The organism is Amycolatopsis sp. BJA-103 (assembly GCF_002849735.1).
Classification (GTDB): domain Bacteria; phylum Actinomycetota; class Actinomycetes; order Mycobacteriales; family Pseudonocardiaceae; genus Amycolatopsis.
Map to the genome: position 1 here is coordinate 6966472 of NZ_CP017780.1, position 15863 is coordinate 6982334.

Below are 15863 nucleotides of genomic sequence, written 5' to 3' on the forward strand. Positions count from 1 at the left end.
GTGGGCTGGATCCAGGATTACCAGCCGGCGGGCGGGCTGTGGCTGTCCGCGGCGCTGGCGGCGTTGCCGATCATCGTGTTGCTGGTGACGCTGGGCGTCCTGCGCCGATCGGCGCATCTCTCGGCCGCGCTGGCGCTGATCACCGCGCTGCTGGTCGCGGTGCTGCTGTACCGCATGCCCGCCGGGCTCGCCTTCGACTCCGCGGCCATGGGCCTCGTGTTCGGGGTGTGGTCGGTGGCCTGGATCGCGTTCCACGCCGTGTACTTCCACAACGTCACCGTCGCGACCGGACGGTTCGACGACATCAAGGCGGTCCTCGCCGGGTTCAGTGAGGACCGCCGCCTCCAAGCGCTGCTGATCGCGTTCGGGTTCGGCGCGCTGCTGGAAGGGATCGCGGGCGGCGGGTCACCGATCGCGATCACCGCGGCGATGATGGCCGCGCTCGGCTTCCCGCCGGTGAAGGCGGTCGTACTGGCGTTGCTGGCGAACACCGCGCCGGTCGCGTTCGGCGGTCTCGGCAACCCGCTCATCGTGCTGGGCAGGCTGACCGCGCCGATCCTCGGCCTGCCACCGGAACAGGCGACGGAACTGTTCTCGTCGATGGTCGGGCGCCAGCTTCCGCTGCTGGCCCTGATCGTCCCCGGCTTCCTGGTCGTGGTCCTCGCGGGCTGGAAGCGGATGGTCGAGGTCTGGCCCGCGGTGCTGACGGCGGGCCTGTCGTTCGCGGTCATGCAGTTCGTCACCTCGAACTTCATCAGCCCGAGCCTCGTCGACGTCGTCGCCGCGCTCGCCGCGATGGCCTCGCTGTGGATCCTGACGCGGTTCTGGCAGCCGCGGGCGGTTTGGCGTTTCGACGGCGAAGAGCCGGTGAAGGCCGGGGCGAGTCTCGGCGCGGCGAAGGCCGAACGCGGCGCGATGTACGCGTGGGCCCCGTACATCGTGCTGATCGCGGCGATCTTCCTTTCCCGCGTCGGCACGATCTTCAAGAACCTGCCCGAATGGCTGGACCTGACGAAGTTGCTGCACAGGGCCGACTGGGTGTTCGCGTGGCCGGGGCTGCACAAGGAGGTCGTCCAGCACGCGCCGATCACACCCAAGGACACCCCGTACGCGGCGACGCTGACCGTCGATTTCCTTTACTCGCCGGGGACCGTCGCCCTGTTCGCGGCGATCGCGGCGGGTTTCGCGATGGGCGCGAAACCGGGTCTGCTGCTGGCCACCTACCGGCGGACGCTGCACCAGATGCGGTGGGCGCTGGCGACGATCTTCATGATCCTCGCGATCGCGTTCGTCATGAACTACTCGGGCGCGACGCAGACCCTCGGCCTCGCACTGGCGACCACCGGGGTGCTGTTCCCGGTGTTCTCCGCCTACATCGGCTGGCTGGGCGTCTTCCTCACCGGCTCGGACGCGTCGACCAACAGTCTCTTCGGGCCGATGCAGGTGATTTCGGCGCAGCAACTGGGTGTCGACCCGATCCTCGCCGGTGCCACGAACACCTCGGGCGGCGTGATGGGCAAGATGATCTCGCCGCAGAACCTGTCCATCGGCGCCACCGCGATCGGGCAGAGCGGGCAGGAAGGCGCGCTGCTGCGGCAGACCTTCCTGTGGTCGGTCCTGCTGACCGCCGTGGTCGGGGTGATCTCGCTGCTTCAGGCGACCGTGCTGAGCTTCATGATCCCGGGTCCGTGAGCCGGATCAGGCCCGCCTCGGTCGCCCGGAAACCGCAGGCGTCGAAGTAGAACGGACGCAGTTCCGGCACGAAGTCGACGTGCAGCCATTCACAGCCCGCCGCCCGCGCGTGGAGCACGGCGAGCCGGACGACGGCCGTGGCGATCCCCCGCCGCTGATGGGTCCCGCGGGTCTTCGTGTCGAGCAGGAACGCGTGGTCCCCGCCGTCCCAGGCGACGTTCACGAAGCCGACCAGCGTTCCGGCGGGTTCCCGGGCGGTGACCCAGCCGAGGCTGTGCCGCCGGATGCCGTTCCACCAGCCGGGCACGGGCTCGCCGCCGTGCGAACGGACGAGATCGGACATCTCGTCGTCGGTGACCGGGTCACGCCAGCGGTAGGAGAAGTCGGTCATCCCGCCAGCATCCCGGAAATGATCATTTCGCGCCAGTCATTTGAAGATCTCCGAGAATGTCCACAATGGTCATCCGATCTTTACCGGCGACTGGTCTGGATGGATGAACGGAAGGTTCGTTCACCGGAATGAGAACTACCGTTGTGCCCATGCCCATGACGCTGATAAAAGGTACTTTCCAGCTTGTCGGAGCCTCACCGGACGGCGATTCGGTGCGGTTCTATCCCGACGATCCCCAGGCGACCAAGAAGGCGGGACTGAAGGTCCGGCTGAATTCGCGGGGCGGGATGCAGTTGCGGCTCGACGCGATCGACGCGCTCGAAACGCATTACCAGGCCAGGGGAACCGGCGGGATGTGGCATCAGCCCGCGGAATTCGCCGACGCCGCGGCGGCGAACCTGCTGAAGATCCTCGGCTTCAAAACGGTCGAACGCGATGAACGGGGAAGGGTCAGTTCGTCGACCCCGATCAAGGTAGCGGGTCACATACTGACGCGATTCGCCGACAAATACGGACGAGCGGTGGCGTTTGCCTTTCCCGGACAACGGCCGGGACGGTCGGCGGACCTTTCCAAGGTCCACCTCGACGTCAAAACACTGAAGAACTCCGCGAACTACCGGCAGGTCGCGGACGGACTCGTCTACCCGACGTTCTATTCGCTGCTTTTCCCCGATCTCCGCGACGCGCTGGCCGAGGCCGCCGCCAAAGCGCGTCAAGACGGACTCGGGCTGTGGCCGGACGACGTCACGAACTCCGGGTTCAAGCTCTCGTCACGACGTCAGCTGGCCGACGAACTGGTCATCCTGCCGAAACTGTTCCGCAGGCTCGTCGACTACCTCGCGCTCGACGAAAGCGGCGGGGTCTCGCTGACCGGCTTCTCCGACTTCCTGGACTCCCGCAACGACCGGCTGTTCACCGTCCCGGACGGGCACGCCACCGAATTCGAGACGCTGGTGAGCGTGAAGCGGCAGACCGTGAACCTGGCGGTCGAACCGGAACGGATCGTCTTCATCGAGGCCTGAACACCCCGGTGTGGGCAAAAAGACCGTACCTCCCTCCCCTCCGCCGTGCTCATCTGAAAGGTGGGAGAGGGAGCCGATGCGAGTACACGGTTCGCGGCGGTCCGAGGAGGCCGACGGGCGGATGGAGACAGCTTCGAAACTGGTCGACGCCATCCGCGTCCTGGTCGTGCGCTACTGCCGGGCGCGGATCGGACGACGGTCGGGCACCTACGACACCGCCGACGCGGTCGCGAAGGACAGTTGCCTCGCGATCCTTGCCGGAGCCGAGGGGGTGCCCGCACTTCTCGCGTTCGCCTACGACGTCACGCGCCGCCTGGTCGACGACTTCCACCGGACCGCCGCCGAACTGCCGAACCCGCTTTCGGGGCTGCCGGGGCAGCAGCGCGAGATCATGGTGCTGCGGTCGCTCGTCGGGCTTTCCACCGACGACACCGCGCTGGCGCTCGGCTGCTCCGTGCAGGCCGTCCGGCTGGGCCAGCACCGCGCCCTGACCGCCCTGCGCCCCGCCCCCGCCTGACCCTCGCCGCGGGGAGTTCCCTCGTGGTCAGGGGGTGCAGTCGGCCGCGCGGTTCAGCAGCAGGGTGCGTTCCCGGTCGTTCCCGGTCATCTCCGCCGCGCGCTCGAACTCGGCGCGGGCCTCGTCGAGACGGCCGAGCTTCGCCAGGAAGTCACCGCGCACGCTCGGCAGCAGGTGATACGACTTCAGCGCGGGCTCCGACGTCAGTTTGTCGACGACCTCGAGCCCCGCCTCCGGCCCGACGGCCATCGACAGCGCCACCGCGCGGTTCAGCTCGATCACCGGCGACGGGTTGAGCTTCCCGAGACCTTCGTAGAGGACCGCGATGCGTCCCCAGTCGGTCTCCTCGCCCGTTCGAGCCCGCGCGTGGCAGGCGGCGATGGCGGCCTGTGCCGCGTAGACGCCGAAAGCGCCGTCCGCGAGCGACTCGGCGAGGTCCAGCGCGGCGAGGCCGCGGCCGATCAGGAGCCGGTTCCATTTGGCCCGGTCCTGGTCGAGCAGCAGCACGGGCTCACCGTTCGGCCCGACACGCGCGGCGGACCGCGAAGCCTGGATCTCCATCAACGAGACGAGCCCGTGCACCTCGGGTTCCTTCGGCATGAGCCCCGCGAGGATCCGGCCGAGCCGCAGCGCCTCCTCGCACAACCCCGGCCGCATCCAGTCCTCGCCCGCCGTCGCCGAATAGCCCTCGTTGAAGATCAGGTAGATGACTTCGAGCACCGACGAAAGCCGGGCGACCCGATCCGGCCCCTCGGGCACCTCGAACGGCACCTTGGCGTCGCCCAGCGTCTTCTTCGCGCGGACGATCCGCTGCGCGATGGCGGTTTCCTTGGCGAGGAACGCCCGCGCGATCTCGTGCGTCTGCAGCCCGCCGATCATCTTCAGCGTCAGCGCCACCCTGGCCTCGGTCGAGAGCACCGGGTGACAGGCGGTGAACACCAGCCGCAGCAGATCGTCCTCGATGTGGTCGTCGAGGCCCGCGATGAAGTCGGGTTCCTCCTCGAACTCCTGCTCGCGGCCGATCTCGCCGAGTTTCCGGTCGTACCGCTCGTTGCGCCGGAAGGTGTCGACGGCGCGGCGTTTCGCCGTGGTCATGAGCCAGGCGCCCGGATTCCTCGGGACGCCCGACTCAGGCCACTGTTCGAGCGCGGCGACCAGCGCGTCCTGCGCCAGTTCCTCCGCGAGGCCGACGTCGCGCGTCATCCGCGCGAGACCGGCGATGAGGCGGGCCGATTCGATCCGCCACACCGCGTCGATCGCCGACCGTGGGTCTGCTGTTGCCGTCACGCCGACCAATCAACATCGTCGGCGCGACGACCGCAACCACTAGTTCCCCTCGGCCTGCTCGCGCAGCTTCTTCTCGGTCTCGATGATCTCCGGGGTCGCGTTGTCGAACTCCTCGAGCTCGAACACCCGGCGGATCTCGATCTCGCCCTCGCGGAACGGCGCGCGCTTCATCCACTCGACGACCTCGGCCCGGTCCTTGACCTGCAGGATCCAGAAACCCGCGATGAGTTCCTTGCTCTCGGCGAAGGGCCCGTCGACGACCCTGGCCTCGGTGGTGCCGGAGTACTGGATGCGGAAACCCTCGGAGCTGGGGTGCAGTCCTTCACCAGCGAGCATGACGCCGGCCTTCACCAGCTCCTCGTTGAACTTCCCCATCTCCTGCAGGTCCTCGGCACTCGGCTGGGTGCCGGCCGCGTCGGTCTTCTCGTCGCTCTTGACAATCACCATGAACCGCATCTCGCGTCTCCGTTCCCGGCGGGGCTCGTCCCTGCCACATCTACGCGTCGAACGGGCATCCCCGGTTTCGACACGGTCCCCAAAACTTTTTCCGCGAGTATTCGAGCAGCCGGAAAACCCCAGGTCAAGCACTCATGAGAGAATCATCGACCGTGTCCGCGCTCCCCGAAACCCTCCGCTCCGCCCTAGACGCAGAGCTGGGCCGATACCCCCAGACCAGGCTGACGCAGTCCGTCGAGCGGCTCAGCGCGCGCTACCGGGAGAACAACCCGGCGACGGCTCCGATCCTGTCGACCGACGCGGACATCGCCGCGTACGCGGGCTACCGGATGCCGGCCACCTACGCGGCCGTACACGCCGTTCTCGCCGAAGCCGCCCTCCGCGCTCCCGGGTTCGCTCCGCGCACGCAGATCGACGTCGGCGGCGGCACCGGTGCCGCGATCTGGGCGGCGGCCGACGTCTGGCCGTCGCTGGAGGAGAGCACCGTCGTCGAGCAGGTCCCCGGCGCGATCGCGCTGGGGCAGCGGCTGGCGGGGAACGCCGGTGACAAGGCCGTCCGCGGCTCGACCTGGCGACGCGGGCTGATCGACCCGGCCGCGCCCGCGCCGGACGCCGACCTGGTGACCCTGTCCTACGTCCTCGGCGAACTGCCCGAGGCCCGCCGGGCCGAGGTCGTCCGCTGGCTGTCGGCGAAGGCGGGGATGCTGGTGCTGATCGAACCCGGCACCCCGGCGGGCTACGAACGGATCGTCGAGGCGCGGGATCAGCTCGTCGGGCTCGGGCTCTCCCTGGTCGCGCCCTGCCCGCACGAAGGCGACTGCCCGATCCCGCGCGGCAAGGACTGGTGCCATTTCTCCGCCCGCCTCCCGCGCACCGGCCTGCACCGTCAGCTCAAGTCCGGGACGCTCGGCTTCGAGGACGAGAAGTTCTCCTACGTCGTCGCCTCGCGAACGGAACCGGAGCGGGCCGACGGCCGGATCCTGCGGCATCCGGTCAAACGCAAGGGCATGGTCAGCCTCGCCCTCTGCGCCGAAACCGGGCTCACCGAAACGATCGTCACCAAACGGCACGGCACGGCCTACCGCGCGGCCCGCGACGCCGAATGGGGAGACCCCTGGCCGCCTCAGTCCACAAGGGACTGACGGCCGCGTCGCGCCAGGTTGCCGATGACGGCGAGCAGCGCGCCGAGCGCCGGATTGTCGTTGCCCCGCCGCCACATCAGTTCGAGTTCCACCGGACGGCCCTCGATCCCGTCCACCGGACGGAGCACGACGCCTTCGAACCGCAGCGCGGCAGCCGCGGCGGGCACCAGCGCGAGACCTAGATCCGCTTTGACCAGCGCGAGCGCCGTGTGCACCTGACTGGGGTACTGCGTGTACACCGGCTGCACCCGCGCCGTGCGGAACACCGCCACGAGCAGGTCGTGGAAGTACCGGCCCTCCGACGGCGAATACATGATGAACGGCTCGCCGCCGAAGTCGCGGACGTCGGGATTCCTCTTGCGCCGCGCCAAAGGATGCCCCGACGGCAGGGCGGCCAGCAGCGGCTCCCGCCACAGCGGCAGGGTCACGATGTCGTCACCGGTGACCGGCGGCCGGACCATGCCGAGATCGATCCCGCCCGCCAGCATCTCCTCCACCTGCGCCGACGTCGCCATTTCCCGCAACACCAGATCGACACCGGGAACCTCCGCGTTGGCCGCGGCGAGAACGCGTTCGAGATACGAATACGCCGCGGTGGCGGTGAAACCGAGCGTGACGACACCGACTTCGCCTTTTTTCGCGCGGCGGACGTACAGCGTCGCCTCTTGCGACGAACGCAGTATTTTCCTTGCCTCGGCGAGAAAAACCCGTCCGGCGGGTGTCAGCCGGACCGTGCGGTGCGTACGGTCGAAAAGTTCGACCCCGAGTTCGCGTTCCAGCAACTGGATCCGCCTGCTCAACGGCGGCTGGGTCATCGAGAGCCGCTCCGCCGCCCGGCCGTAGTGCAGTTCCTCGGCCACCGCGACGAAACTCACGAGCTGCTCCAGGGAAAACACCCATTCATTTTAGGTATCACCGGACGGCGGACAAGCGCCGAACCGGTATCGTTCAGCGCGGGATTTCCACTGTGCGATCGACGATTTCGTCCGCCAGGGCCGGAATCTGGCTTCGGCACCAATGTGATGAGCCGAAGAGTTGAGCGGCGCTCGTCGGAATGGCTCAGGCGGGACCCAATCGTCCGTTCAGCCGGTTCCGGCTCCCCGGTCCGCACCTAGGGTGGCAGTACGACCGCTTGTCCTGGCCCTCGGCAACGGCGCTCGTCGGCGAACTCTGGAGGGGCCATGTGCGTTCGTATTCTCGAAACCCGGACCAAGCGGGAAAATCCGCTCATCCGGCTGTTGATCCGCATTCAGATCAAGGCGTCCTGGCGCTGAGCGCAGGCCCGCAGCCTGCTGATCGCCCGGTGTTTGGTCACCCGCACGCGCGACGACGTCGTACCGAGTGCCGCCGCCGTCTCGTTCGACGTCAGCTGGCCGATCACCCGCATTCCCAGTACTTCCCGGTGCGAGACCGGCAGCATCCGCATCAGCTTGCCGAGCCGGACCCCGAGGTCGTCCCGCAGTGCCCGCTCTTCCGGTTCCTCCGTGGCGACGGCCGGGCGATCCGGGAGTTCACCGGTCAGGACCTGTTTGCTCCGCGCCGCCTTCCGGAAGACGTCGGCGACCTTGTTCGCCGCGATGGCGCGCATGAGGAACAGGAAAGAACCGCCGCGCAGCCCGTGGCCGGGAACCGCGACGAAGACCGCGAGGCAGATCTCCTGCGCGATGTCGGCGGGTTCGAGATAGGTCAGGTCACGACCACCCAGACGGGTTTCCGTGTAGTGCCGCGCCCACGGCATGAGCGCGGCCATGAGGTCGTCCATGCCGTGCGGCTCACCGCCCGCCGCGGCCTTGGCCAGATCGTCCCAGCAGGCAGGGGAAATCCAGGTCTCACCGCCGCCGGTTCTTCGCACCGGAAACCCGTCGCCGTCCATGCCCGCTCCCCACGGATGAGAAAACCCTGCCGCCGGGGTCCAGGACGGAACGCGGACCACGGTAGTCGAGAAATCCGGCCACCTCAATCGACGAAGGTCCGAGACAAATTGTCCGCCCCGGCGTGAAACCGGACAGGTTCCCACCGCTGGTCTAGACATGTTGCGGACCGGGACGTAACTTTCCGTGCTGAGACCCCTCGCCAAGGTCACACCCAGGCCGGGAACGCGCCCCCGGCCGACATCCGCAAGCACCGCCGCGGCGCGTTCGCGCTCCCGCGGCGGGATTCAGCCGAGGAGTGCACTGTGCGCATCCGTCAGAAGATCCGGCGCGTCTTGACCGCGCTGGCGGTCGTTCTCCCCCTGGTCACCGGAGTCTCGGCCCTCGCGGCACCCACCGCGGTCGCCGCCGGTCCCGATCCGCTGCCGCTCACCGTCACCAACAATTCGAACCGCTCCGACGCGGTCTACCTCTACGTGCTCGGCACGAACCTCAACACCGGCAGGCTCGGCTACGTCAACGCCGGCGGCGCCTTCACCCCGTGGCCGCCGGGCGCGAACCCGCCGAGTCCCGCGCCGGACGTCGCGATCGCGGGCCCCGGCAACGGCGGCTCGACCACTCTGCGGATCCCGCGGATGCTCTCGGGCCGCGTCTACCTGTCGTTCGGGCAGAAGATCAAGTTCTTCCTGACCCCGGACGGCCTGGTGCAGCCCGCGCCGTGGGCCGGTGGCGATCCGAACCGGGACATCCTGTTCGACTGGAGCGAGTTCACCTACGACAACGGCGGGCTGTTCATCAACAGCTCGCAGGTGGACATGTTCAGCGTCCCGCACGCCGTCGGGCTGACCAACGGCGCCGGGGTGAACAAGGAAGCCGGGCGGCTCAAGGCGGGCGGCCGCGAGAACATCTTCAACGCCGTCCAAGGGCAGGCCGGTTTCTCGAACCTGGCGTACAACCGGCTGCGGGTCCTCGCTCCGGGCAAGGGTCTCGACGCCGGGAAGTTCAGCGGGAACTACCTCGACGGCTACGTCACGAACGCCTGGAACACCTACAAGTCGACACCGCTGACCGTGGTCCCGTTCGAGGCCGAACCCGGCAAGAAGTTCACCGGCCGGACCGGCGGGGACGACGTCATGCGGTTCACGAACACCTCGGGCGCGACAGTGGCGTCGTTCAGCAAGCCGAGCACCCGCGACGTCTTCAACTGCGACGGGCGGCTGCAGGCGCCGAACGACCAGGTCGTCGGCCCGATCGCGCGGACGCTGTGCGCGGCGCTGCACCGGTCGACCCTCGGTTCCCTGCACACGCAGCCGACGTATGACGCGGGCCAGTTCTACAAGCAGTCCGTGACCGACCACTACTCGCGGATCGTCCACGAGCAGATGGTCGACGGCAAGGCCTACGGGTTCGCGTTCGACGACGTCGGGCACTTCGAGTCGCTGGTGCACGACGGTGACCCGCGTACCGCGCGGATCGTCCTGACGGCGTTCTAGGGGTTCAGCGCGCCGCACTCCCGATCCGCCAGGCAGACATGCCGATCCCGCTCGGCTTGAGCGAGAACACCGGCGGCTCGGGAGTGCGGGAGCGCTCCAGCTCTCCCTGCGTGTACCGCACGCATTTCCGGTGCCATTCCAGGATTCCGGACATCCATTCCTTCATGTTGTCCGCGTACCGGGTGAGCACGGCGCGGATCTCGTCGTCGAGCCCGAGGTCGTCGCACATCCGCGGCAGGTCCTCGTCCGCGAGCTGCTCGAACTGTTCCATCCGCGCGTTCATCAGCCGGGCGGCGATGTCGCGGGCCTCGATCCGGTCCACGGCGAGGAACCGCTCGACGACGTGGACCAGGTTGTGCACCTCGCCCTCGTATTCGATCTCCTTCTGGTACGAGAACAGGTCGTTGGTGAACGTCGCGTAGTCCTGGGCGGCGGTGTCGAGTTCGTACAGGACCCGGTTCTGGTAGATCTCCGGCGGGACGACGTCACCGAGTTCGAGCCGGGCGAGGCTCTTCGTCAGGTCGGACCCGAAGGTGCGGCGCCGCATCTCCACGTAGTCGACCGGGTCGGGGACGCGGTTCTGCGCCTGGTTCGCCACCTCCCAGACCCAGCTCGCGGTCATGCTCTCGATCGCCCGGCGGAAATCCGCGCGCGCGGGCGGGCTCAACGGCCCCGCGGTGCGGTTCCACAGATCGACGAGCCCGAGTTCGACCGGGTTCGCGGGCTCCGGCACCGGCTCGCCGTCGAGCGGCATGAACAGGGAGAGCCGGTCGCTGCAGAGCTTCGCCGCGACGGGGTCCCGCCGCATCCCGAAGATCAGCGGGAAGTAGTCGTCGCCGTAGGTACCCCAGGCGAGCCAATCCGAAGACACCTTGAGCTGCTCGAGGTCCGAATCGGCGTGGATCATCGCCGCGCAGTGCGGGAAGTCGAAACCGCGGAACCGGCGCTCGTCCCAGATCGCGCCGTGCTCGACGCCCGGCACCGCATCGAACATGCCCATCGCCCGCGCCCAGGTCGGGGCGTATTCCCGCGCGGCGGCGAGATGCGGGCTGGTGCGGATCGGGTACGGCATGCGGAATTCGGGCAGCGGCAGGTGCCCGACCGGCGCGAACGGCGCGGGCGCCTGCTGCCGCGTCCGCTGGACCAGGCCCAGCCGGTTCGGCGAGAGCCGCAGCGAGTCCGTGCCGAGTCCTGCCGGCCCGTTCACGCCGGAGACCGGGCCCTCGTTCATGTACCGGCTCGACTTCGCGTGCCATTCGTGGCCGCCGGACTGCCAGTCCTGCAGGCCCTTGACGTACAAGCCGACCCCGATCTGTTCGGGCAGCGAGACGTCGTGTTCGGCCAGCAACGCGGGCACCTCGACGAGCGCGGTGTTCTCGAACTGCTGCAGCCTCGAGGTCAGCAGGTCGTTGGTGAGCTCGGCGGCATCCTGCGTCGGGCAGTCGAGGAACTTCTCGAAGACGAGGACGGCGTTGGAGTTCTCGCCCTCCTCGCGCACCTCACGTTGGTAGGAAAAGAGGTCGTTGCGAAGGTGGACAGCGTCGGCGAAGGTGTCGCGCAGGACCTCCATCGGCCTGGTCGCCGCGATCTTGTCCGGCACTTCGGCGCCGACGGTGTACTCGATCAGGTTCGCCGACCACGGCGCCCCGCCGACGCGACGGCGCATCTGGACGTACTCGATGGGGTTCGCGATCCGGCCGCGGTCGATGTTGTCCAGTTCCCAGAGCGATTCGACCATCAGATTGTGCGTGCTGGTGACGAAACGCCGCCGCCACGCTTCCGACATCGAGGGAATGGTGCGTGCCCAAAGATCCTGGAGGCCCGCCTCGGCGGGGTTCTCCGGTTCCGGCGACGTTTCCCCCGGCCCGGTCATGAACAGTTCCAGCCGGTCCAAATAAGCCTTGGCGCCTTCGGTGTTGCGGGTGTACTTGAATTGGGCGAGGAAATCGTCGTCGAAGAAGAACACCCAGACGTACCAATCCGTGACCAGATCGAGGGACGGCCCGTCACAGTCCGGATGAGTGTGCGCGCAGAGCAGCGCGTAGTCCATCTTCGCCAGCGCTTCTTCGGTCCAGACGGCGTCACCGGACGGGGACGGCGAATCGAGCATTCCCTTTTCCCTGGCCCAGGCCATGCTGTGCGCCCGCGCGGCTTCCAAGTGCGGGTTCATCCGCGCCGGATGCGGAACGTAGAACTCGGGCAAGGTGAATGCCTGCATCTGCGACTGCCTTCCGGACGGACGTCGAATACTTCTCGACAGTTCCAGCCGTCCGCCGCGCCGGGCAACGGCCACCCGAGCGATTCGGCGTACTACGGAGTGAATCAGTTCCAGAGCGACTTCGAGTCGACGTCGTTCTTGGGAAGCGGGTAGGCGTCGCTTGAGGTGAGGAGGGCAGTCGCGACGGAGACGTCGGCGTTCCCGTGAGACGACTAGGCGTCACTTGAGGTGAGGGGTGTGTGGAAATAGGGACGTTGAGTGTCCCTATTTCCACACACCCCTCCGTCTCCTGGCTGCCCGGCGGCCACGACCGGGCCCGACCACGCCTCAGTTCCAGAGCGACTTCGAGTCGACATACGGTGCCAGCAGCGCGGTCAAGACCGCGTCCCCGTTCCCGTTCAGTTCGTCCTCGGCGATCCGCCGGGCGACACCGACCAGGAAGTCCGCGACCTGCACCCGCGGATCGGTCCGCGAATCCACGAACTTCAGTCCGGCGAGACCCGGGCTCGCCTCGATTTCGGCGAGCCGCTCCCCCTTGAGCGACGGCTGTTCGTCGTGGACGAGGAAGACCGGCTCGCCGTCTTCACTCCAGCGTCCGACCGCGCGGAGGATCGCGGGCACCAGCGGATCGAGGACCTTGGCGTCACGCAGCTCGGCGACCTTCGCGCGCAGTTCCCCGGAGTCCCCGGCCAGCGCGAAGAACGATCCCGCCGCCGGATCCCGGCGGTTCCGGGTCCGCAGCACGTCGTTGAACGCGGCCAGGAGCCCGTCGTCCGGCGAGACGTCCAGGCCGAGGAGCCCGCGGAGTTCGTTCGCCAGCAGCAGCTTCTTGTCCACGAGGTACACGTGCGCGCGCCCGCGGACCGGGCCCAGCGACCCGAGGAACCATTCGAGGACCCGCCGGTGCTTCGTGCGGAGCAGGTGGTTGGCCTTGTACTCGACCGCCGGCGAGCGGATCCGGCGCCGCAGCTCGGCCAGGCAGTCCGCGGCCTCTTCGATGCTCAGCCGGACCCCCGCGTGCGCGAACACGTCGGTCTGCCCGCCGATCAGTTTCTCGCCCTCGGACCCGGACTCGTCGCAAGCGATCTCCAGGGGCACGCTGCGGATACTGCCCGACAAGAGCGGCGACGTCGACCTGGTTACGCGGGTTCAGGCAGCGGCGCACCGGTCTCGAGCAGCGTCTTGAGGCTCGACAGGATCGACGGCCAGCCGCCCTTGACCATCTCCAGCGCGGTGCTGCCCTGGTCGAAACCGTCGTGGACCACGGTCAGCTTCACCGTGTCGCCGACCGGTTCGAGGTCGAACGTCACCTTCGACCGCGACTCGGCCCGCAGCTTCGCCGACACGTCGTCGTCGAGCCCCACCGACTTGGCGAACTCCGGGGTGAAGGTGTGCCAGGTGTAGGACAGCCGCCGGTACGGATCGGACTCCAGCACGACCTGTTCGGGATCCTCCAGTTTCTCGCCGAGCTGCTCCCAGGCCATCGTCGACCCCGGCTTCCAGTCCGAAGTGAACTCACAGCCCCAGTACTGCTTGGTGAAGGCCGGATCGGTCAACGCCTTCCAGAGGCGCTCCGGCGTCGTCCTGATGTAGCTGGTGTAGACGAATTCGTTGGTGGTCATGGGTTCTTGCTCCAATGCCAGCTTGAGGTCGGCGAGCGCGTCGACCCGGCCCTGGTGATACCGGTCGATCCAGCGTTCGGCGATCGCGTTGATCGGCTCCGCGTTCACGTAGTGCAACTTCTCGCGCCCACGCCGCACCGTGGTCACCAGATTGGCCGCCTCCAGCACGGCCAGATGCTTGCTGACCGACTGCCGCGCCATGTCCAGCCCCGCGCACAACTCGCGGAGGGTCTGGCCGTTGCGGGCGTTCAGGTCGTCGAGCAACCGGCGGCGGCTGGGGTCGGCCAGCGCCTTGAACACGTCGTCCATGTCGGTCTCCCTGATATGCAGCCTCACAGCTGCCTTTACAGGTTAGGCAGCCGAGAGGCTGCATGTCAAGGAGCGACCTCACGACGACGAAGGAGCCGGGACGAGGAATGTCCCGGCTCCTTCATCGGCCAAGTTCTCGCCGTCGACGCTCAGACCGGGATGTCTCCCGGCGTACCCCACTGGGTGGTGAACAGGTTGAGGCCGTACCAGGTGCCGTTCGACGGACGCCACACCACGAAGTCCGCCCGAGGGTCACCGCCGAAATTGCCCGCCACCGGAACGTCGCCCGCGGTCCCCCACTGCTGGGTCGCGATACCGAGCACGTACCAAACGCCATTGCCCGGCCGCCACACGGCGAAGTCGGCACGCCCGTCCGCGTTGAAATCACCCGCCACCGGAATATCGCCCGCGGTCCCCCACTGCTGGGTCGCGATTCCCCGCACGTACCAAACGCCGTCACTGGGGCGCCAGACGGTGAAATCGGCATTGCCGTCCGCGTTGAAATCGCCGGACACCGGGACGTCACCGGACACACCCCACTGCACCGTGGCGATACCGAGCACGTACCAGACGCCGTTGCTCGGGCGCCAGACGGTGAAGTCCGAGCGGCCGTCACCATTGAAATCGCCGGTCAGCGGAATGTCGCCGGGCGTTCCCCATTGCTGGGTCACCACGGCGCCGGTGCTGCTCTGGATGATGTACCAAATACCGTTGCTCGGCCGCCACACGGCGAAGTCGGCCCGGTGATCGCCGTCGTAATCCGCGGCCACCGGCACGTCACCGGAGACACCCCATTGCTGAGTCGCCACACTGCCGTTGCTGCTACGAATCACATACCAGACACCGGTTCCGGGGCGCCAAACCGCCTTGTCGGCGAATCCGTCGCCGTCGAAATCCGCGGCGGCTTTCTGCGATGCGGGCGAGGCGGTGACGGCGACCTCGGCACCGGCGACGGTCGGCGCCACGAGCAGACCAGCGAGCAGACCAACCAGCGCCAACGCCGGCCGAATAGTTCTTCGCATTTTCCGGAAACCTTTCCGTTCGATGAATTCACTCTTCCCAGTTCGCTCCGCTTGGCCGAAGATAAGCACCGGGGCAGTTGCAGTCTGACACCGGCGGCACCGCATTGTCAGTCAGGGTTCCACCTGACGGACCGAGGGAGGGGATTTCAATGGAGACAAAGAAAAGACCCAGAAGCGTCCTCGTCGGCGCTTTCACCCTATTGGATGCACTGATACGACATCAAGGTGAAGCAGGATTGACCCAGCTGGCCAATTCCTGCTCACTGCCGAAAGCGACCGTACACCGATTACTCGAGCAATTGACCGAGCTGGAGGTTGTCGAACGCAGCGAGAACCGCTATCGCGTCGGCGTGCAGGCATTCCGGCTCGGCCAGTCGTGGCAGCCGTATCCACGACTGCTGGAGCTCGCCCGCGGTCAGCTCCGAGGGCTGGCCGCGGCCACCCGGGCCAGTTCGGTACTCGCCGTACCCTGCGACGGGCGCATCCTGATCGCCGCCGCCAGTCTCATCCGGCCGGAGCACGATCTCCTGCTACGGCCGGGATCGACCGTGCCGCAACGGACCGGCCGCTTTTCCCCCGACTGGCAGGCCGAGCACGGCCTCGTCGTCACCGAAGCGTCGGTCAGGTTGCCGACGGGCGGAACGGTCGGTTCGATCGCGGCCGTGATCGCCGTGCCGCGGCCGCCCGGCGGCGTGTCCGACGCCGTCGCCCGCACCGCCCGCACCCTCAGCGCGGCGCTCGTGAACCAGCCCACGCAGGATGACCGGGACCGGCGGAATCCGCTCCTGAGCCGCCAAGGGAGCGCCAGACTGTAGACGTCG

At 67.8% G+C, this 15863-nt stretch carries 15 protein-coding genes; 6 read left to right on the forward strand and 9 right to left on the reverse strand.

What is annotated here, in order from left to right; genetic code table 11:
• Positions 1–1692 carry an L-lactate permease gene (locus BKN51_RS30880; protein WP_101610987.1) on the forward strand — a complete coding sequence of 564 codons (1692 nt, stop codon included), beginning with the start codon at positions 1–3 and terminating at the stop codon, positions 1690–1692.
• Here the strand turns inward: BKN51_RS30880 and BKN51_RS30885 are convergent.
• A complete protein-coding gene (locus tag BKN51_RS30885; RefSeq protein WP_101610988.1) occupies positions 1673–2083 on the reverse strand; it encodes a GNAT family N-acetyltransferase in 411 nt (136 codons plus the stop codon). The genes BKN51_RS30880 and BKN51_RS30885 overlap by 20 nt on opposite strands.
• 149 nt (positions 2084–2232) lie before the next feature.
• Here BKN51_RS30885 and BKN51_RS30890 point away from each other — a divergent pair, with 149 nt between their 5' ends.
• Both BKN51_RS30890 and BKN51_RS30895 read left to right on the forward strand, forming a co-directional pair.
• Positions 2233–3105 carry a nuclease gene (locus tag BKN51_RS30890; protein WP_101610989.1) on the forward strand — a complete coding sequence of 291 codons (873 nt, stop codon included), beginning with the start codon at positions 2233–2235 and terminating at the stop codon, positions 3103–3105.
• 121 nt (positions 3106–3226) lie between these two features.
• Positions 3227–3622 carry a sigma factor-like helix-turn-helix DNA-binding protein gene (locus BKN51_RS30895; protein WP_101613551.1) on the forward strand — a complete coding sequence of 132 codons (396 nt, stop codon included), beginning with the start codon at positions 3227–3229 and terminating at the stop codon, positions 3620–3622.
• 27 nt (positions 3623–3649) lie between these two features.
• Here the strand turns inward: BKN51_RS30895 and BKN51_RS30900 are convergent, their stop codons facing one another.
• Together BKN51_RS30900 and BKN51_RS30905 are read right to left on the reverse strand one after the other, a co-directional pair.
• Positions 3650–4918: an RNA polymerase sigma factor gene (locus BKN51_RS30900; RefSeq protein WP_101610990.1), complete on the reverse strand. Its 1269-nt coding sequence runs from the start codon at positions 4916–4918 to the stop codon at positions 3650–3652.
• Between the two features lie 30 nt (positions 4919–4948).
• Entirely contained in the window at positions 4949–5365 is a 417-nt protein-coding gene (locus BKN51_RS30905; RefSeq protein WP_101610991.1) for a YciI family protein, read from the reverse strand.
• A gap of 134 nt (positions 5366–5499) precedes the next feature.
• Between BKN51_RS30905 and BKN51_RS30910 the strand changes: the two genes are divergently transcribed.
• A complete protein-coding gene (locus BKN51_RS30910) occupies positions 5500–6507 on the forward strand; it encodes a small ribosomal subunit Rsm22 family protein (RefSeq protein WP_101610992.1) in 1008 nt (335 codons plus the stop codon).
• On the opposite strand, the gene BKN51_RS30915 is transcribed toward BKN51_RS30910, so the two are convergent.
• Both BKN51_RS30915 and BKN51_RS30920 read right to left on the reverse strand, forming a co-directional pair.
• Entirely contained in the window at positions 6489–7403 is a 915-nt protein-coding gene (locus BKN51_RS30915) for a LysR family transcriptional regulator (protein WP_101610993.1), read from the reverse strand. The genes BKN51_RS30910 and BKN51_RS30915 overlap by 19 nt on opposite strands.
• 353 nt (positions 7404–7756) lie before the next feature.
• The gene (locus BKN51_RS30920) at positions 7757–8380 is read right to left on the reverse strand and encodes a sigma-70 family RNA polymerase sigma factor (protein WP_101610994.1); all 624 of its coding nucleotides are present in this window, start codon (positions 8378–8380) and stop codon (positions 7757–7759) included.
• Between the two features lie 303 nt (positions 8381–8683).
• On the opposite strand from BKN51_RS30920, the gene BKN51_RS30925 reads away from it, so the two are divergent.
• Positions 8684–9871 (forward strand): beta-1,3-glucanase family protein, encoded by a 1188-nt coding sequence (locus BKN51_RS30925; RefSeq protein ID WP_101610995.1) that lies wholly within the window; start codon positions 8684–8686, stop codon positions 9869–9871.
• 4 nt (positions 9872–9875) lie between these two features.
• Here the strand turns inward: BKN51_RS30925 and BKN51_RS30930 are convergent, their stop codons facing one another.
• From BKN51_RS30930 to BKN51_RS30945, 4 genes are all read right to left on the reverse strand, one after another.
• Positions 9876–12089, reverse strand: a complete 2214-nt coding sequence (locus BKN51_RS30930) for a terpene synthase family protein (protein WP_101610996.1) — start codon at positions 12087–12089, stop codon at positions 9876–9878.
• Between the two features lie 327 nt (positions 12090–12416).
• Positions 12417–13187 carry a DUF3800 domain-containing protein gene (locus BKN51_RS30935; protein WP_233222934.1) on the reverse strand — a complete coding sequence of 257 codons (771 nt, stop codon included), beginning with the start codon at positions 13185–13187 and terminating at the stop codon, positions 12417–12419.
• A gap of 41 nt (positions 13188–13228) precedes the next feature.
• A complete protein-coding gene (locus tag BKN51_RS30940) occupies positions 13229–14020 on the reverse strand; it encodes an ArsR/SmtB family transcription factor (RefSeq protein ID WP_101610997.1) in 792 nt (263 codons plus the stop codon).
• A gap of 149 nt (positions 14021–14169) precedes the next feature.
• Entirely contained in the window at positions 14170–15042 is an 873-nt protein-coding gene (locus BKN51_RS30945; protein ID WP_101610998.1) for an FG-GAP repeat domain-containing protein, read from the reverse strand.
• Between the two features lie 149 nt (positions 15043–15191).
• Between BKN51_RS30945 and BKN51_RS30950 the strand changes: the two genes are divergently transcribed.
• Positions 15192–15857, forward strand: a complete 666-nt coding sequence (locus BKN51_RS30950) for a helix-turn-helix domain-containing protein (RefSeq protein ID WP_101610999.1) — start codon at positions 15192–15194, stop codon at positions 15855–15857.
• Positions 15858–15863: the final 6 nt, after the last annotated feature.